General features: G+C 68.6%; 19 protein-coding genes and 2 tRNA genes. 12 read left to right on the forward strand and 9 right to left on the reverse strand.

Annotated features, from left to right (window positions below; genetic code table 11):
• Positions 1–74: 74 nt before the first annotated feature.
• Positions 75–662, forward strand: a complete 588-nt coding sequence (locus QFZ29_RS19885; protein WP_306896398.1) for a hypothetical protein — start codon at positions 75–77, stop codon at positions 660–662.
• Entirely contained in the window at positions 659–979 is a 321-nt protein-coding gene (locus tag QFZ29_RS19890; protein WP_306896400.1) for a hypothetical protein, read from the forward strand. The genes QFZ29_RS19885 and QFZ29_RS19890 overlap by 4 nt, the downstream gene beginning before the upstream one ends.
• Here the strand turns inward: QFZ29_RS19890 and QFZ29_RS19895 are convergent.
• A complete protein-coding gene (locus tag QFZ29_RS19895; RefSeq protein ID WP_306896402.1) occupies positions 939–1,967 on the reverse strand; it encodes a diacylglycerol/lipid kinase family protein in 1,029 nt (342 codons plus the stop codon). The two genes, QFZ29_RS19890 and QFZ29_RS19895, sit on opposite strands and share 41 nt — an antisense overlap.
• A gap of 95 nt (positions 1,968–2,062) precedes the next feature.
• On the opposite strand from QFZ29_RS19895, the gene serS reads away from it, so the two are divergent.
• The 6 genes from serS to QFZ29_RS19925 all read left to right on the forward strand — a co-directional run bounded on the left by serS (position 2,063) and on the right by QFZ29_RS19925 (position 7,281).
• Complete coding sequence (gene serS, locus QFZ29_RS19900) at positions 2,063–3,334, forward strand: serine--tRNA ligase (RefSeq protein ID WP_306896404.1); 1,272 nt, start codon at positions 2,063–2,065, stop codon at positions 3,332–3,334.
• Between the two features lie 9 nt (positions 3,335–3,343).
• The gene (locus QFZ29_RS19905) at positions 3,344–4,234 is read left to right on the forward strand and encodes an HAD family hydrolase (RefSeq protein WP_306896406.1); all 891 of its coding nucleotides are present in this window, start codon (positions 3,344–3,346) and stop codon (positions 4,232–4,234) included.
• A 57-nt stretch (positions 4,235–4,291) separates the two neighbouring features.
• Entirely contained in the window at positions 4,292–5,473 is a 1,182-nt protein-coding gene (locus QFZ29_RS19910) for an LCP family protein (RefSeq protein WP_306896408.1), read from the forward strand.
• A 234-nt stretch (positions 5,474–5,707) separates the two neighbouring features.
• A tRNA-Ser gene (locus tag QFZ29_RS19915) sits at positions 5,708–5,792 on the forward strand.
• A gap of 25 nt (positions 5,793–5,817) precedes the next feature.
• Positions 5,818–7,113: an LCP family protein gene (locus tag QFZ29_RS19920; RefSeq protein WP_306896410.1), complete on the forward strand. Its 1,296-nt coding sequence runs from the start codon at positions 5,818–5,820 to the stop codon at positions 7,111–7,113.
• A 79-nt stretch (positions 7,114–7,192) separates the two neighbouring features.
• Positions 7,193–7,281 (forward strand) — tRNA-Ser (locus QFZ29_RS19925).
• An 86-nt stretch (positions 7,282–7,367) separates the two neighbouring features.
• Here the strand turns inward: QFZ29_RS19925 and QFZ29_RS19930 are convergent.
• The 5 genes from QFZ29_RS19930 to QFZ29_RS19950 all read right to left on the reverse strand — a co-directional run bounded on the left by QFZ29_RS19930 (position 7,368) and on the right by QFZ29_RS19950 (position 9,958).
• Positions 7,368–7,793: an ester cyclase gene (locus tag QFZ29_RS19930; RefSeq protein WP_306896413.1), complete on the reverse strand. Its 426-nt coding sequence runs from the start codon at positions 7,791–7,793 to the stop codon at positions 7,368–7,370.
• 142 nt (positions 7,794–7,935) lie between these two features.
• Complete coding sequence (locus QFZ29_RS19935) at positions 7,936–8,535, reverse strand: dihydrofolate reductase family protein (RefSeq protein WP_306896415.1); 600 nt, start codon at positions 8,533–8,535, stop codon at positions 7,936–7,938.
• Between the two features lie 254 nt (positions 8,536–8,789).
• Positions 8,790–9,104, reverse strand: a complete 315-nt coding sequence (locus QFZ29_RS19940) for a hypothetical protein (RefSeq protein ID WP_306896416.1) — start codon at positions 9,102–9,104, stop codon at positions 8,790–8,792.
• A gap of 267 nt (positions 9,105–9,371) precedes the next feature.
• Positions 9,372–9,653, reverse strand: a complete 282-nt coding sequence (locus QFZ29_RS19945; protein ID WP_306896417.1) for a hypothetical protein — start codon at positions 9,651–9,653, stop codon at positions 9,372–9,374.
• A gap of 140 nt (positions 9,654–9,793) precedes the next feature.
• The gene (locus QFZ29_RS19950; protein ID WP_306896834.1) at positions 9,794–9,958 is read right to left on the reverse strand and encodes a hypothetical protein; all 165 of its coding nucleotides are present in this window, start codon (positions 9,956–9,958) and stop codon (positions 9,794–9,796) included.
• Between QFZ29_RS19950 and QFZ29_RS19955 the strand changes: the two genes are divergently transcribed.
• Positions 9,920–10,720, forward strand: a complete 801-nt coding sequence (locus QFZ29_RS19955) for a class I SAM-dependent methyltransferase (protein WP_306896419.1) — start codon at positions 9,920–9,922, stop codon at positions 10,718–10,720. The genes QFZ29_RS19950 and QFZ29_RS19955 overlap by 39 nt on opposite strands.
• Positions 10,629–11,069 (forward strand): hypothetical protein, encoded by a 441-nt coding sequence (locus QFZ29_RS19960; protein ID WP_306896835.1) that lies wholly within the window; start codon positions 10,629–10,631, stop codon positions 11,067–11,069. The genes QFZ29_RS19955 and QFZ29_RS19960 overlap by 92 nt, the downstream gene beginning before the upstream one ends.
• Positions 11,070–11,126: 57 nt before the next feature.
• Here the strand turns inward: QFZ29_RS19960 and ku are convergent, their stop codons facing one another.
• Positions 11,127–12,077 (reverse strand): non-homologous end joining protein Ku, encoded by a 951-nt coding sequence (gene ku, locus QFZ29_RS19965; protein ID WP_306896422.1) that lies wholly within the window; start codon positions 12,075–12,077, stop codon positions 11,127–11,129.
• A 106-nt stretch (positions 12,078–12,183) separates the two neighbouring features.
• On the opposite strand from ku, the gene QFZ29_RS19970 reads away from it, so the two are divergent.
• Both QFZ29_RS19970 and QFZ29_RS19975 read left to right on the forward strand, forming a co-directional pair.
• On the forward strand, positions 12,184–14,826 hold the full coding sequence (locus tag QFZ29_RS19970; RefSeq protein WP_306896424.1) for an ATP-dependent DNA ligase: 2,643 nt from the start codon (positions 12,184–12,186) through the stop codon (positions 14,824–14,826).
• Positions 14,827–14,882: 56 nt separating this feature from the next.
• On the forward strand, positions 14,883–15,227 hold the full coding sequence (locus QFZ29_RS19975) for a DUF7882 family protein (protein ID WP_306896426.1): 345 nt from the start codon (positions 14,883–14,885) through the stop codon (positions 15,225–15,227).
• 3 nt (positions 15,228–15,230) lie between these two features.
• Here QFZ29_RS19975 and QFZ29_RS19980 read toward each other — a convergent pair whose 3' ends face one another.
• Together QFZ29_RS19980 and QFZ29_RS19985 are read right to left on the reverse strand one after the other, a co-directional pair.
• Positions 15,231–16,127 carry a DNA topoisomerase IB gene (locus QFZ29_RS19980; protein ID WP_306896428.1) on the reverse strand — a complete coding sequence of 299 codons (897 nt, stop codon included), beginning with the start codon at positions 16,125–16,127 and terminating at the stop codon, positions 15,231–15,233.
• 89 nt (positions 16,128–16,216) lie between these two features.
• Positions 16,217–16,483: a DUF7218 family protein gene (locus QFZ29_RS19985; RefSeq protein WP_306896430.1), complete on the reverse strand. Its 267-nt coding sequence runs from the start codon at positions 16,481–16,483 to the stop codon at positions 16,217–16,219.
• Positions 16,484–16,502 lie beyond the last annotated feature (19 nt).

A 16,502-nucleotide genomic window follows, 5' to 3' on the forward strand; every position in this document is an offset into this window, starting at 1 on the left:
GACAGCTCCGGTGGTCGGCGCCCTCGATGGCTCGTGCGCGGTACTGTGACCCTGATCGATCATGAGGGGTGACCATGAGTGAGGGCAGGAGCGCACAGGGTATCGACCCGAGGTTCGATCCACGGTTCCAGCGCGGGTATGTGCCGTCGCCCGAATCGGAGGCGGCAGCGGTGGAGACACCGCCGCAGAAGGTGGTGCGATCGCCGCCGGCCCCGACCGCGCCTGCGCCCGGGCGCATCCCACGGCTCGCGGCGCGGTCTGCCGAGCCTGCGGAGCACGCGCACGTCGCAATGCCGCCCACGACCTCCGAGGTCGCGTCGGCGGATGCCGCGGAGCCCGACGCATCGGTCGATCCGGCCGTGTTCGTGGAGCCCGACCTCGAAGGCGTCGACGAGGCTGAGGAGCGCCCTACTCGCTGGCGCTGGCTCTGGATCGCGCTGGGTGCCAGCGTCGGCTGCGTCATGCTCGGGGTCGGCCTGTTCTGGAGCTACGCCTCGGATCCCGGAGGCTACATGGGTCGCCCGGGCACCGGGTACGACGCGACCCTCGCCCAGTTCGTCATGTCGCTCGCACCCGGACTCGTGCAGGCCGGGGTGATCGGCGTGGTCGTGGCGCTCGCCTCGATGGCGATCTTCGGACGCCGTAAGGAGTCTGGCCGGTGAGGGCGCCCCATCCGGCGCAGATCGCCCTTGGGGGCCTCTGCGTACTCGCGCTGATCGGGCTGTGGTGGATCACGACGGTGATGCTCGAGATGCAGGGCGTCTCGTGGAGCGGCGAGGAGCCGAGTGACGAGATCATCGCCATGTGGGCGTTCCAGAACCTGGCCTACACCCTCTTGATGCCCGCGCTCGCAATGGCGGGCGCGGCATCCGCGCTCGGCCTCGTGTTCACGTGGTCCTTCTCGACGGCGCTTCGCCGCCGCAGCGACCGGCGTGAGGTCAGCGACCGAGTCGAAGTCCGCGACCGACGCGAACGATGAGCGCCGCCGGGTCGACCCGGAACCGCACCGACGCGACCGTGCCGAACTCGTCGCCGTCGATCTCGAACTCCTCTGGCGCACCCTCGATGTCGATGTCGACGGCGCGGCCCCGGGAGTAGAGGATCTCGCTTCGCCGCTTGTCGCCCGTGAGCGCGATGAACTGGCGACCGACCGCGCTCTTGCGCAGCACCCGGTTCTCCCACGTCACCTTGCGCCAGATGAGGATCCAGCCGAAGACGTTGCGTGGCTGCAGCAGCACGACGTCGAGCTTGCCGTCGTCGACCTCCGCGTCGGGGATGAGCTCGATGTTGCCCGGCAGGTAGCCGAGGTTCGCGACGAGGATGCTCGACACCCGCGAGCGGTGGTGCCGGCCGAGGTCGAGCCGGTGCGTGATGCGGAACGGCTTCGACGCGGGGATCGCGCGCAGCCCTGCGTCGACGTAGGCGAGCCAGCCGACCTTCTTCTTCAGGTCGGGATTGGTGTTCGAGATCATCGCCGCATCGATGCCGATACCGGCCATGACGAGGGAGACGTGCGTCTCGTTGGTGCCGTCGGGCCTCGTGACGTCGGCGACGAGCACGTCGACGGCATGCTCGAACCCCGAGAAGGCGAGCGCGACGGCGTCGTCGGGGTCGTTCACGGGGATCTCGAGGTTGCGTGCGAACAGGTTGCCGGTGCCGAGCGGAACGAGGCCGAGGGGCACGCCACTGCCGCGGAGTCCCCCCGCCACCGCGCGCACCGTGCCGTCGCCCCCGGCTGCGATCACGAGGTCGACCCCGGCGGCGACGGCCTCGAGCGCCATGCTGCTGCCCGGGTCGTGCTCGAGCGTCTCGATCCACAGCGACGGGGCGAACCCCTGCCGCGATTCGGCTTGCCGCACGGCCTCGCGCAGCGCGTCGATGCCCAGCTTCGTGGGATTGAAGATAACGGCGGCGCGCGGGCGCGGGCTCGCGGCATCCGTCGAACCCTGCCTCCCCGGTCTCGCCACGCTGCCAACGGTATTCCATCCAGCCGTGCGCAGGCCCGGAACCACGCGCATGCACGAGACCGGACCGGCGGATGCCCACGGCTAGACTTGCTCGGGTGATCGACCCCCTGCTGCTCCGCGAGAACCCCGAACTGATCAAGCGTTCGCAAGAGCTCCGTGGCGAGTCCGTGGCCTTCGTCGACGAGGCCGTCGAAGCGGATGCCGCGCGCCGCAGCGCGATCACCACGTTCGAGTCGCTCCGCGCCGAGCAGAACAGCTTCGGCAAGCAGGTCGCGCAAGCGCCCAAAGAGCAGAAGGCCGCGCTCGTCGCCGAGGTGCAGCAGCTCAGCGCACGAGTGAAGGCCGCGAGCCAGCAGGCCGGCGACGCCGAAGCTGCGTTCACCGAGGCTGTGCAGCGCATCGGCAACGTCGTCCTCGACGGTGTGCCCGCGGGCGGCGAAGACAACTACATCGTGCTCCGCGAGGTGGGCGAGATTCCCGCCTTCGGCTTCGAGCCGCGCGACCACCTCGAGATCGGCGAGCTCCTCGACGCGATCGACATGCAGCGCGGCGCGAAGGTGTCGGGAGCGCGGTTCCACTACCTGAAGGGCGTCGGTGCGCGCCTCGAGCTCGCGATCATGTCGATGGGCCTCGATCGTGCGCTCGCCGCGGGCTTCACGCCGCTCATCACGCCCACGCTCGTGCGGCCCGAGATCATGCAGGGCACCGGATTCCTCGGGGCCCACGCCGAAGACATCTACTACCTGCCCGACGACGACCTCTACCTCACCGGCACGAGCGAGGTCGCGCTCGCCGGCTATCACGCCGACGAGATCATCGACCTCTCGAACGGCCCGCTGCGGTACGCGGGCTGGTCGACGTGCTACCGCCGCGAGGCCGGCAGCCACGGGCGCGACACGCGCGGCATCATCCGGGTGCACCAGTTCAACAAGCTCGAGATGTTCAGCTACGTCGACCCGGCCGACGCCGAGGCCGAGCACGAGCGACTGCTCGGATGGCAGGAGGGCATGCTCCAAGACCTTGGCCTCGCCTACCGGGTGATCGACACGGCCGCGGGCGACCTCGGCTCGAGCGCCGCCCGCAAGTACGACATCGAGGCGTGGGTGCCCACGCAAGCGGCCTACCGCGAGCTCACGTCGACGTCGAACTGCACGACGTTCCAAGCTCGCCGCCTCGACATCCGCCATCGCACGGAGAGCGGCAAGACGGCTCCCGTCGCGACCCTCAACGGCACCCTCGCCACCACTCGCTGGATCGTCGCGATCCTCGAGACCCACCAGCAGGCCGACGGCTCGGTGCTCGTGCCCGAGGCACTGCGCGGCTACCTCGGCGGCCTCGAAGTGCTCGAGCCCGTCGCGGCTCGATAGGCGATTCGGATGTCGCAGCAACCCGCTCCCGGCGAGAACCGAGCGCCCGAACGCCACGGGGCGCCCGCGTCGCAGCGCCCGCACGCCGTCGACGTCGCCCCCGACGGGCGCTGGCTCGTCGTGCTCGACGTCGACGGCACGATCATGCACGAAGACGAGTCGATCGACCAGGTCGTCGCCGACGCGGTCGCCGCGGTCCGCGATCGCGGGCACGAGGTCACCCTCGCGACCGGCCGTTCGTGGGCGACGACCCATCCCGTGCTCGAGCGGCTCGGGCTCACGCCCGAGTACGTCGTGTGCGCCAACGGCGCCATCACGATGCGGCGCGACGACGAGGCATCCGACGGCTATGTCCGCGCCCACGTCGAGACCTTCGACCCCACCGAGGTGCTCGAACGCATCCGCTCGTTCCTGCCCGACGGCCGGTTCATGGTCGAGGAGCCCAACGGGTTCCGCCTGTACACCGAGGGCATGAGCGACTGGAACCTCGACAATGCCCGCGAGGTCCCGTTCGAACAGCTGCTCGACCAGCGGGCGACCCGTGTCGTCGTCGTCTCACCCGACCACGAGCTCGAGGAGTTCCTCAGCATCGTCGAGGAGATGGGCCTGCACCAGGTGAGCTACGCGATCGGCTGGACCGCCTGGCTCGACATCGCGCCCGAGGGCGTCAGCAAGGCCACGGCCCTCGAGCGCGTGCGCGGCTGGCTCGACCTGCCGGTCGACCGCGTGATCGCGATCGGCGACGGCCGCAACGACATCGAGATGTTCACGTGGGCCGGCGCCGCCGGCCGGTCGGTCGCGATGGGCCAGGCCCCCGCCGAGGTGCGGGAAGCGGCCGGCGAGGTGACGGGCGACATCGACCACGCCGGCCTCGCCTCGGTGCTCGACTCGCTCTCCTGAGCCATCCACGGGCGGATTCCCGGTCACGCGGATAAGATCCAGGTCGGGGAGGGTTCCGTGAGCGGTGGCTCTGAGCAGGCCTCGGTCGTCGATGAGCAGATCTCGATCGCCGATGCCGCCGGCGCGCCGAGACACGGGCGGTTGCCGCGACACGGCACGGGGCGCTCGTACTTGAAACTCGCGGCATCCGTCATCGCAGTGCTCGCCGTGAGCGCCGGATCGGTGGCGGCATTCGCGGTGATCGACCTCGTGGGATCGCTGAAGCCTCCTGTAGAGCTCGAGAGCGAGGAGATGCTCGAGGGCGTGCCCGACATCGGCGCGATGGAGGGCGGGCTCAACTTCATCCTCGTCGGCAGCGACAAGCGTCCCGACGACGGTGCGTTCGGCGATCCCGAAGAGGAGTCAGCCGAGCTCAACGACGTGACGATACTGCTGCACATCTCGCAGGATCACTCGCACGTCGAGGTCGTGAGCTTCCCACGCGACCTCGTGGTCGAGGTGCCCGAGTGCACCGATCGCGAGGACCCCGAAGGCGAACGGCTTCCGGCGATGTCGGGCGTGAAGCTCAACACCGTGCTCTCGCACGGCGGGCTCGGCTGCGTCGCCTCGACGGTGGAGCAGCTCACCGGAGTGCAGATTCCGGTCGGCGGGATCGTGGAGTTCTACGGCGTCGCGGCGCTCTCCGAGGCGGTCGGCGGCGTCGAGGTGTGCCTCGCCGAGCCAATCGTCGACGAATACTCGGGTCTCGACCTCGAAGCGGGCAGACATGCCATCTCGGGAATGGAGGCGCTCGCGTTCCTCCGGTCGCGTCATGGCGTGGGCGATGGCAGCGACCTCGGCCGCATCTCGAACCAGCAGACGTTCCTCGCGTCGCTCATGCGCACCCTGCAGAGCGAGGGCACGCTCGCCGACCCGTTGAAGCTCTACTCGATCGCCAAGGCGGTGCTCTCGAACATGACCCTGTCGACGGAGCTGCAGAACCCCACGCAGCTCGTCGCGATTGCGCGGATGATGCAGGACGTCGACCTGTCCAAGATCGCCTTCGTCCAGTACCCGACGGTGTACACCGAGGACTTCGCCTCCGTCGAACCGTCGGAGTCGGCGGCGATCGTGAATGCGGCGCTGCAGGCCGACCGGCCCGTGCAGTTCGATCCGAATGCCACGGCGGGCGCGGAGTTCGGCACGGTCGAAGATCCCACGGCGCCGCCGCCGGCGGAGGCGCCCGGCCGATCCCACTGACCCCCCTGCCGAGGCCGGCGCACCGCCTGAGGCGCTGCCAGGCGACGTCACCGGCCAGACGGCCGCTGAAGTGCGCTGCGCGAGCGCCAACGAGGGCTGATCGCGGCATCCGGCCCGCATCAGGACACTCCCAGTCAGCACTGACAGGCTCGTCGGAATGCGCGTCGGCTAGAATCGGGGCCTGCCTGCACGTGGATGTGCCGTCATAGAGACGGTGATGCGGTGTGCGGGCGAGGAGGGCTGTCCGAGCGGCCGATGGAGCTGGTCTTGAAAACCAGTGGGCAGCAATGCCTCGTGGGTTCGAATCCCACGCCCTCCGCGCGAACCTGAGAGAAAGGACACCGGTGAACGAAGAGTTGCGTCACAGCTCCCGTCGCGCAGCAAAGAGTCCTGCCGTCGCGCGTCACGGTCGGCTGAAGCGGCGCAACGCCTGGAGGACCCTCGCAAAGGTCGTCGGCTCCGTCGTCGCCGTCACTCTCGTCTCCGGTTCAGCAGTCGCGGCCTACGCCGCCTGGGATCTCGCAAGCACCGCGCAGCCCACCATCACCCTCGGCAATGAAGCCGTGCTCGACGGTGTGCCCGATGTCGGCGCCATCGAGGGTGGCGTGAACATCCTCATCGTGGGCAGCGACAGCCGAGCGGGCCAGGGCGAGGCCTTCGGCGACCCCGATGAGGAGACCGCGGTCCTCAACGACGTGACGATGCTCATGCACATCTCAGAAGACCACTCGAATGCCTCCGTCGTGAGCTTCCCCCGTGACATGCTCGTCGACGTGCCCGAGTGCACCGATCCCGAAGACCCCTCCGACACGCTTTACGAGCAGTCCGATGTGAAGATGAACTCGGTGCTCTCGTACGGCGGTATGCCGTGCGTCCTGAAGACGGTCGAGGAGCTCACCGGATTGGTCATCCCCTTCGCCGGCATCGTGCAGTTCATGGGCGTCGCGGGGCTCTCCGAGGCGGTCGGCGGCGTCGATGTCTGCGTTGCCGAGAAGATCGAAGACGAGTACACCGGCACATTCCTCGACCCCGGGATCCACACGCTCAAGGGCGTCGACGCACTGCAGTTCCTTCGTACCCGCCACGGCGTCGGCGACGGCAGCGACCTCGCTCGCATCTCGAACCAGCAGGTGTTCCTCTCTTCGCTCGCTCGCACGCTGCAGTCGAGCGGCACCCTCTCCGATCCAGGGAAGCTCTACTCGATCGCGAAGGCAGCGCTCGCCAACATGCAGCTGTCCGACAGCCTCATGGATCCCACGCGCATGATCTCCATCGCCAAGGCGCTGAAAGACACCGACCTCAACAAGATCGCATTCATCCAGTACCCCACCGCATACGTCAACGGCGGCGGCGCGGTTGCCCCGACCGACTCGGCCGAGCTCGTCAACGCGGCGCTGCAGAACGACCTGCCGGTGACGTTCGACCCCGCCGCAGCCGACTCGGACTTCGCCTCGGTGGGCGACCCGAACGCGGTCGCCGCGCCTCCGGCTGAAGCGCCCGCCGAAGAGGTTCCCGCCGAAGAGGCGCCGGCCGACGCGCCCGTTGCTGCGGCGCCCGTCGAGGCGCTGCCGAGCGACGTGACCGGGCAGACCGCCGCCGAGGCGCGCTGTTCGGCAGGCCGCAGCCTCGACGACCAGTAGCGCCGCGATCCGGTCGAATCGTCATCGGCGGCACGGCCGGGTTATGATGGCTCTCGCGTGTTCGCGCAAGCGTTCACGAGGAGACGTCGCATAGTCCGGCCGAGTGCACCACCCTGCTAAGGTGGAGTCCCCGTAAGGGGACCGCGGGTTCAAATCCCGCCGTCTCCGCTCCATCCGTTCCCCCGTCGGCCCCGAGAATCCGGGCGAGGCGGGGGATTCTGGTTTCCGCGATCCCTGCCCGTCGTTCGCCTCGTTCAGGCCCCGGGCATGTGGATCACGCCGAGCTGCTGCATGAGTCCGAGGTCGTCGCGGTTCGACCAGTGCTCGACGATCTTTCCGTCTTCTACTCGATGGATGGCCACGGCCGTCTCCCGCAGCTCTGCTCCGGTAGCCGGGAGTGGACCGGGAAGGTCCCCTTCATGTCGACCGGAAGCCGTGAGCCGGGTTACCACCTTGTCGCCCTGGGCGACCTGGTCATCGATCTCGTGGCGGCCCGGTGTTGCCTTCAGGAATATGAGGAATGCCTCTTTCAGGCCTTCCCGTCCTGCCGAAAGCCCCGGAAACGGCGGGTTGTGATCAAGGTAGTCTTCGGCGACCAGCTCGTCCATCGCACCGATATTGCCTGCATCGATCTCGGCGTAGAAACGGCGCACCAGCGCTTTGTTGTCGTCAGGCTCCATTGTCGTGCCTTCCCAATAGATACAGGGAGACCCGATGGCAACAACCCTCAGCTACGGGCGGTTCGAATGTTCCCCTGGGAGGCCAGTCTAGGGCGGGCTGATTCCGCCAGCGTAGACAATCGTCGGGGTCGTCGCGCGGAGGCTACGCTCGCACCGGCCGGTAGGTGATGTGCGTCACGAGCGACGCCGCTCGCACCGACACCCGCTCCAGCGCCTGCGGCGGCACGCCGTCGAACACACGCTCGCCCGCGCCGAGGATGCAGGGCGTCACGTGCAGCCGCAGCTCATCGAGGAGGCCGGCGGCGAGGTATTGGTTGACCGTCGTGGCGCCGCCCGCGATCGAGATGTTCTGGTCGCCCGCCGCGGCGCGCGCCTGCTCCATGGCGGAGTGGATGCCGTCGGTGACGAAGTGGAACGTGGTACCGCCCTCCATCTCGATGGGATCGTGCGAGAAATGCGTGAGCACGAAGACGGGTCCGTGGTAGGGAGGGTTCGGGCCCCACCAGCCGCGCCAGTCGCGGTCCCACTCGCCGCGGACCGGACCGAACATGTTGCGGCCCATGATCGTCGCGCCCGAGTCGACGATCGCGTCGACCTCTGCGCGGTTCTCGTCGTACGTCTCGAACATCCACGCATGGAGCCAGTTCTCGTCGATGTCGCCGAACGGCGCCTCCTCCCGCTGGTTCAATCCTGTCGCGAAGCCGTCGGCCGAGACCGCGATGTCGCTGAACACCTTCCCCATGATCCGACCCTTCAACATCGTGAATTGCACACCCGGTTGGCAGGCTACTCGCGGTCCGGGAATCCGACCAGCTTGACGAACGAGAGAGGTCGCCGAGCGCGCGACCGCGCCACACGGGACGATCCCGTGTGGCGCGGTCGCTCGAGCCGGGGTTATGCCCGGTGGCCCTGCCGGCGGCGAGCCGCGGCGAAGATCAAGCTGATCCCACCGAGTACGCGGATACCGGCACCAACCTCTGTGGTCGGTGCAGCTCGTTACGCGACTTCCTGGTGCGGTGTGCCGGATTCGAGCAGCTCGGGGTTGAGGAGCAGCTCGGAGACGATCACCGGAGCTGTGGTGATGAGACGTCTCAGTAGCGATTGCTGCATCCGAGCCCGGTCGGCGGCGGAGAGCTCCTTCTGTGCGCGGTGATGTGGATCGCAGGCCAGCAGGGTGGCAAGGTGCTGGATCGCGCCGTACACATCAGCCGGCTGAAGGCCGAGCCGACGGAAATGCTCGATCGTGTGTTCAGGTATCGGAAGGTGCCTCTGCGCGTCGGCGATGACGCCGATGTCACGGTTCGAGATCACGTCGAGCGCCCTTCTCTGAGCGGGGCGCTGCTGGGAGTCACGTCGCGCCGGCGCATTGCCAAGGCGCGGCGGGGCGGCCGGTGGTGCATGGGCAGGGTCCTCCTCGGTGTTGCTCGGTCCCCCCGCCGATGGTCTGACATCGTTGTCATAGACACTTTTACGACAAGTTCTCGGCGCAGGTCAAGTCGGTTCTGCCAGACGTCCCACAATATTTGGTCGCGCTCTCACCCAACTCTCAGGCGGATGACGCGCGCCCGCGCGACCCGCTCAGCTGGGGTTGTGCGGCATGTTGAGCTCGTCGGGGTCGACGTCCACGTCGCCCGTGTCGTCGGGGCCGCCCGTTCCGGGCACGGCCCTGACGCGCGACTCGTCGATGTCGTCGTCGACCTCCTCGGGCAGCGACTCATCCTGCTTCGCGGCCGTTTCGGCTTCACTTGCGGGACTGTAGCTGACGTCTTTTCGGATCAGCTCGTCGTCGGTGAGGGGCTCTGGTCGCAGTCGCCCGGCGGCGGGGTTCTCGCGCTCGACGTTCTCGTCTGCTCCGTTCATGCGGCGAGCATAAGCCGTATCACGCGGCATCCGCAGCCCCTTGACTCGCGCCGCTCCCTGACTGAGCGATGGTGTGAGCACTGATCTTCTGAGAGTGTGGGTTGATGACTGTTCACAGCCGCACGCAGCAGGCCTGGGAATCAGCGTCCCAGAAGCACATCCGCGAGTACAACGAGCTGCTCGACGAGGCGAAGTCCGCGCGTCTGCTCCCCGTCGAGGAATCCGTACTTCGCGACATCGTCGTCGACGCCGACGTGGTGCACCCGATGAGCGGCCACGGCATCGACGACGTTGCTCTGATACACCTCGGTGCCCGCAGCGTCACCGGTGTCGATTACAGCCCCACAGCCGCGTCCGCAGCGCAGCGCCGGGCAGACGGGCTCGGCGTCGACTGCAGGTATGTGACCGCGACGCTGCCGGCGAGTGGACTCATGGATGACTCGGCCGACCTCGTCTACACCGGCAAGGGTGCGCTGATCTGGGTCGACGATCTGGAGGCATGGCTGACCGAGATGGGCCGCCTGCTGCGACCAGGAGGCCACCTCTTCATCTACGAAGCGCACCCACTGACGCCGCTGTGGAGTTGGGACCCAGACAAGGTCGAGGTCCGGCGCGACCGTGGGTACTTCGCCCGAAGCCATGTCAATGATTCGTTTCCTGCAGGCGGTGCTGTCGAGTACCAGCGAACATTCGCCGAGACGATCATGGCGATCAGCGGTTCAGGCTTCGAGATCCTGCACCTGGAGGAGCATCCCGAACCGTTCTGGCGGCCCGGCGGCATGGACGCAGCCGCTTGGAACGGCCAGTGTCCCGAATGCGTACAGCCTGCTCGCACGGCACAGAGCCTGAGCGACAGAGACGCGGGTACTACCGCGGCAAGAACACCGAACGCTCCCGCAAGTCGACTGCGCCGGCCACCACTTGTCGGAGGGTCGTCGCTAGGCTTGTCAATACCACGATCAGGGGGATTCACACATGCAACGAATGAAGACGTCCGTGGCGCTCGTTTTCGCGGGCGCGCTGCTGCTGACCGGCTGCGCCACCGGTGGTGGCGGTGGCGGTGGTGAGGCCACGGCCGACCCGTGCGAGACCGTGCGCTCCGAAGTGCGCGACATCTCGAACGGCGCACAGAACGCCCTCGCGGCGGGCGGCGACCCGAGCGATGTCCAGTCGGCGGTCGAGGGCTACCGTGAGCGCGTCGATGCGATCGACAAGTCGGCGGGCGACGACGCCGGGCTGTCCGACGCGCTCGAGGCGCTCGGCGAGAAGATCGACGAGGCCGCCGAGTACGCCGCGACGCTGCCGAGCGACCCCGAGGCCGAGGTCGACGCCGACGCGCTGGCCGCCCAGCAGGAGGCCATCTCAGCGGCGGCCGCCGAGGTCACCGCGAGCTGCTCCGGCGACACCGAGGGCTAGTCCCTCAGAACGAGAGCGGCGCGCGGCATCCGATCGACGGATGCCGCGCGTCCTCGTTCATGAGGCGGCCTTCTTCTTCGCGGCGGGCGCCTTCTTCTTCGCGCCGTCGCCCGACGCCGAGGACTTCGACGCTGAGGACTTCGACGCCGTCGACTTCGACCCCGAGGCCTTCGATCGCGAGGACTTCGACGCCGTCTCCTCGCCCTCTTCCGACTTCGCGCCGCCGCCGCGCTTCGCGGCGATCGACTGCTTGAGGGCCTCCATGAGGTCGATGACCTCGCCGCCTTCCTCCTCCTCGACCTCGCCGAACGTCGCCGCGGTGTCGAGCGCCTCGCCCTGCTCGAGCTTCGCCGTGATGAGGGTTCGCAGCTCCTGCTGGTACTCGTCGACGTACTGCTCGGGATCGAAATCCGAGACGAGGCTCTCGACGAGCTGCTTCGAGAGGTCGAGCTCCTTCGCCGAGATCTTCACCGAGTCGTCGAGCGCCGGGAATGCGGCTTCGCGCACCTCGTCGCTCCAGAGGAGGGTCTGCACCATGAGCACGTCGCCGTGCACGCGCAGCGCGGCGAGCCGCGTCTTCTGCCGCAACGCCATCTGCACGACCGCGGTGCGATCGGTCGACTCGAGGGTGCGCCGCAGCAGCACGTACGCCTTCGACGACGCCGAGTCGGGCTCGAGGTAGTAGCTGCGGTCGAACATGATCGGATCGATCTGGTCGCTCGGCACGAACTCCATGACCTCGATCTCGCGGCTGCGCTCGGCGGGAAGCGCCTTCAGGTCTTCGTCGGTGATGATGACGGTCTGCTCGCCGTCGTCATATGCCTTGTCGATGTCCTTGTAGGCCACCACCTTGCCGCAGACCTCGCACTTGCGTTGGTATCGGATGCGCCCACCGTCTTCGTCGTGCACCTGGTGCAGTGACACGTCGTGGTCTTCGGTGGCGCTGTACAGCTTGACGGGCACATTGACCAGGCCGAATGTGACCGCGCCCTTCCAGACGGCTCGCATGCCTCAAGTAGACACCCGGCGCACCCCCCACCGGTACCCCTTCCGTCGCCCGGATCGGTTGCGACCCGCGCCGAGATGACGCGAATCGACGTTCACGGCCCGGCCGATGGTCGATTTGCGTCACCTCGACGAGTGGGGCGAGGCGAATCACGTGCGCGACCCTGATCTGGTCGAGTTGCGGCGCGCCAATGCCCGGCACGGGCATGATGGGTGCATGGCCGAGGGCACGCGTCAGCTCGTCGACGTCGACGGCCGGAGACTCCGGCTGACGAATCTCGACAAGGTCATGTATCCCGAGACGGGCATGACCAAGGGCGAGGTGATCTCCTACTACGCGGAGGTCGCCAAGGTCATGGTGCCGCTCGTCGCCGGCCGGCCGGTCACGCGCAAGCGCTGGGTGCAGGGCGTCGGCACTCCGGATGCCCCAGGCCAGGTCTTCTTCGAGAAGGCGCTCGCCGAGCACGCGCCCGACTGGGTGCGGCACGGGGTCATCGAGCATTCCGACGGTCCGAAGACCTACCCGATCGCCGACAACCGGGCCACGCTCGTGTGGCTCGCGCAGCAGGCCTCGCTCGAGGTGCACGTGCCGCAGTGGCGGTTCCAGCCCGACGGGTCGCGTGGAAACCCCGACCGCATGGTGTTCGACCTGGATCCCGGCGAGGGCATGGGCCTCGCGGAGTGTGCCGAGGTCGCTCTGCTCGTGCGCGACATCCTCGAGGGCATGGGCCTCGAGGCGTTCCCGGTGACGAGCGGCAGCAAGGGCCTCCACCTGTACGCCCCGCTCGACGGATCGCAGACGTCGCAGCAGGCGTCGAAGATCGCGCACGAACTCGCCAAGGCGCTCGAAGACGACCACCCCGAGCTCATCGTCTCGAGCATGCGCAAGATGCTCCGCGAAGGTCGCGTGCTCATCGACTGGAGCCAGAACAACCAGAACAAGACGACGATCGCGCCGTACTCGCTGCGCGGGCAGTTCCGTCCCACGGTGGCGGCGCCCCGCACGTGGGAGGAGCTCGAGCGCCCCGGCCTGCGACACCTCGACGCGCACGAGGTGCTCGCTCGGGTCGCCGACGGCCTCGATCCCACCGCACCGCTCGCCCGCTCAGGCGGCAGCGGGGCGGGTCCGCTGGCCACCTACCTCTCGATGCGCTCGAGCGAGGCCACGCCCGAGCCGATGCCCGATTCGAGCTGGGGCGCCGCGGGCGGGGGCGACCCGACGTTCGTCATCCAGGAGCATCACGCGCGCCGCCTGCACTTCGACTTCCGCCTCGAGCGCGACGGCGTGCTGAAGAGCTGGGCGGTGCCGAAGGGGGTGCCGGATGACCCGGGCACGAACCATCTCGCCGTGCAGACCGAGGACCACCCGATGGAGTACGGCTCGTTCGAGGGCACCATCCCGGCCGGGGAGTACGGCGCGGGTTCCGTGACGATCTGGGACTCCGGCACGTACGAGACCGAGAAGTGGCGCGACGACGAAGTCATCGTCGACGTCGACGGCCGCCCCGGTGGGCCGCTCGGTCGGGTGCGGCTCGCGCTCATCCGCACCGACGGCGAGGGCGAGAAGAGCACGTGGCTCATGCACCGCATGAAGGATCAGCGGCCCGGGCACTGGAGCCCGACGTCGAAGGCGCGGCACGCGAGCGAGGCGCCCGAAGACGGGGCCGATGCTTCCCCGGAGCCTGGTCTCGATACGCGTCCGCCTGCGGCGGGCGCTACTCGACCACCGAAGGCGGAGGCGAAACCCGCAGGCCGCGTCGGCCCGATCCTGCAACGGCCGATGCTCGCCACCGCGACGAACCCCGCCGTCGCCGCCTCGCTCGACCCCGCGGGCTGGGCGATCGAGTGGAAATGGGACGGCATCCGGGTGCTCGCGAGAACCGAGGACGGCGGCGTGCGCCTGCTCACGCGGAACGGCAATGACGTGACCGCGAAGTACCCCGAGCTCGCGGACATCTCCTCCGCGCTTCGCGGCGACGCGCTCGTCGACGGCGAGATCGTCGCCCTCGATGAGGATGGGCGGCCCAGCTTCGGGCTGCTGCAGCAGCGGATGAACCTGTCGAAGCTTCGTGAGATCGCGCGAGTCGCGGCATCCGTTCCGGTGCGACTGCGCCTCTTCGACGTGCTCGAGATCGCGGGATACGAAGTGATGGACGAGCCGTACGTCACCCGGCGCGCGCGGCTCGAGCGGCTCGTGCGGGAGCGCGAGGGGGTGCCGCTCGAGCTGCCGGAGCAGGTCGGCGGCACGGTCTCCGAGGCGCTCGAGGAGAGCCGTCGACTCGGTCTCGAGGGCATCGTCGCGAAGCGCCGGGACTCGCCGTACCGGCCGGGGGTGCGTTCCGACGAGTGGCTGAAGCTGAAGGTCACGCGAACGCAGGAGGTGGTCATCGGCGGCTATCGCCCCGGCATCGGGAGTCGTACCGGCCGCATCCGATCGTTGCTCGTCGGGGTGCCCGGCGATGACGGACTCGAGTACGCGGGGCGGGTCGGCACGGGCTTCCGCGAGATCGACCTCGACCGCCTGATCGCGGCACTGCGCCCGCTCGAGCAGCCCGCGTCCGCGTTCATCGAAGTACCCCGAGCGGATGCCTCGGACGCCGTGTGGGTGAGGCCCGAGCTCGTCGGCGAGATCGAGTTCGGCGAGTGGACGAGGTCGGGCGTGGCGCGGCATCCGTCATGGCGCGGACTCCGTCCCGACAAGGCGCCTGGCGACGTCGTGCGGGAGGGCGATCCGGGCGGTTCGGCGCCGTAACACGGTCGTGCTAGCGATGAAACAGCGGTGAGCACCGGGTCGAGTACCCTTCACTCGTGGGCACCCTCTATTACGGCGACTCAGGCACCCCCATCGGCATCGAAGACCAGGCGCTCGCGCACCTGAAGGTCGCGATCGTGACCAAGCTCCGGCGGGGTGAGAGCTTCACCGTGTCGTGGCTGCACGCTGACGACCAGCCCCGGGGCCGCAGCACCCTCTGGCTGCACCATACGATCCCGCTGCGCTTCGTGTTCGACGACGTCGAGCCGCCAGAACTCAGCAGGGAGTGGATCGAAGACCTCATGCGGTCGGCCAACAGCACGGGTGGCGTGCTGCTCGTCGACGAGCACGTCCACACCTACCGTGCGCCCGGCGGCGCGACGCAGCAGATCGACGCCTGACGCTCAGCCGCCGTCTTCGACGAGCAATTCGAGCAGTGCCGTCTCGCGCACCCCGGCGGTGGCGATGACCCGTCCACGCTCGTACTCTGCGATGACGCGCGGATCGATGTAGCTGCCGCGTGCGATCGTCGGGGTGTTGCCGAGCAGCGAGCTCGCGTGTTCGATCGCGTCGCGCACGGCGGCCCGTCGTGCACGCGCCGATCCGGCCGGGCCGAGCTCGGCGAGCCGGTCGGCGGCGGCGATGGTGCCGCGCAGGGTGCGGAAGTCCTTCGCGGTGAACGCTCCTCCCGTGCGCGAACGGATGTCCTCGTTGACGTCGGTGGCTCCGGCGGCGCGCATGCCGCGCCCATTGCTCCACGCGTAGAGCCGCGCGGCAGCCGAGCGCTGCGTCGCGCGGGCCACGAACGCCGCGAGCGAGGCATCCGCCACCTGAACGTTCTGCGTCTTGCCGCCTTTGGCGCGGAACCGGAAGCGCACCGCCTCGTCGTCGAGCAGTGACACGTTGCGCACGAGCAGCGTCGTGAGGCCACGGCTGCGTGCGATCGAGAGCGCTTCCTCCGAACCAATGCGGATCGCGCCGAGGTCGAGCGTGCGGAAGGCCGCGGCGAGCACGCGTTCGCGCGGGAGCTCGGTGAGCTGCAGGTCGCGCAGGACGCCCTTGCGAGCACCGGGGAGCACTTCGGCCAGTGCCGTCATCCGCAGGAACTTCTCTGTGTCCTGCCGCTCGCGCCACACCGGGTGGTAGAGGTACTGGCGGCGACCCGCCGAGTCCACGCCGACGGCGAGGATGTGCGCGTTCGGGGCATCCGCGATCCAGACGTCCTCCCAGGCGGGCGGCACGGCGAGGTCGGCGATGCGCTGCCGCTCGGCGCGCCCGGCGACGCCGCCGTCAGAGTGCACGTATCCGAACCCACGACCACGTCTCACCCGGATGAATCCGGGTGAGACGTACGGTTCGACGCGCCGCAGCCGCGGCATCCGTCGGCCGCTCAGTGGTTGCGCAAGGCGCTGATGAGCTCCGACTTGCGCTTGCCGCTGTAGCCCTTGAGGCCGAGCTCCTTGGCGCGCTTGCGCAGTGCGTCGACGGTCCATTCGTCGTAATCGCCGGCCTTGCCGCCCTTGCGGCCGACCTTGCTGCGACCCCGGCTGGCCGCCGCGTTGGAGATGCGCGCGGCCTTCTCCTTCGAGGCGCCGTCGTCGCGGAGCTCTTCGTAGAGCTTCGGGTCCTTCAGCGATGAGTTCTTGCGGCCCGGCATGGTGTGCTCCTTCCTTCTC

Source organism: Agromyces albus (assembly GCF_030815405.1).
Taxonomy (GTDB): domain Bacteria; phylum Actinomycetota; class Actinomycetes; order Actinomycetales; family Microbacteriaceae; genus Agromyces; species Agromyces albus_A.

What these genes read in the sequence shown, in the direction of transcription:
- QFZ29_RS19885 (WP_306896398.1), top strand. Translation starts at nt 75, where the DNA reads ATGAGTGAGGGCAGGAGCGCACAGGGTATCGACCCGAGGTTCGATCCA.
- QFZ29_RS19905 (WP_306896406.1), top strand. Translation starts at nt 3,344, where the DNA reads ATGTCGCAGCAACCCGCTCCCGGCGAGAACCGAGCGCCCGAACGCCAC.
- QFZ29_RS19930 (WP_306896413.1), bottom strand. Translation starts at nt 7,793, where the DNA reads ATGGAGCCTGACGACAACAAAGCGCTGGTGCGCCGTTTCTACGCCGAG.
- QFZ29_RS19935 (WP_306896415.1), bottom strand. Translation starts at nt 8,535, where the DNA reads ATGGGGAAGGTGTTCAGCGACATCGCGGTCTCGGCCGACGGCTTCGCG.
- QFZ29_RS19945 (WP_306896417.1), bottom strand. Translation starts at nt 9,653, where the DNA reads ATGAACGGAGCAGACGAGAACGTCGAGCGCGAGAACCCCGCCGCCGGG.
- QFZ29_RS19955 (WP_306896419.1), top strand. Translation starts at nt 9,920, where the DNA reads ATGAGCGGCCACGGCATCGACGACGTTGCTCTGATACACCTCGGTGCC.
- QFZ29_RS19960 (WP_306896835.1), top strand. Translation starts at nt 10,629, where the DNA reads ATGCAACGAATGAAGACGTCCGTGGCGCTCGTTTTCGCGGGCGCGCTG.
- ku (WP_306896422.1), bottom strand. Translation starts at nt 12,077, where the DNA reads ATGCGAGCCGTCTGGAAGGGCGCGGTCACATTCGGCCTGGTCAATGTG.
- QFZ29_RS19970 (WP_306896424.1), top strand. Translation starts at nt 12,184, where the DNA reads ATGGTCGATTTGCGTCACCTCGACGAGTGGGGCGAGGCGAATCACGTG.
- QFZ29_RS19985 (WP_306896430.1), bottom strand. Translation starts at nt 16,483, where the DNA reads ATGCCGGGCCGCAAGAACTCATCGCTGAAGGACCCGAAGCTCTACGAA.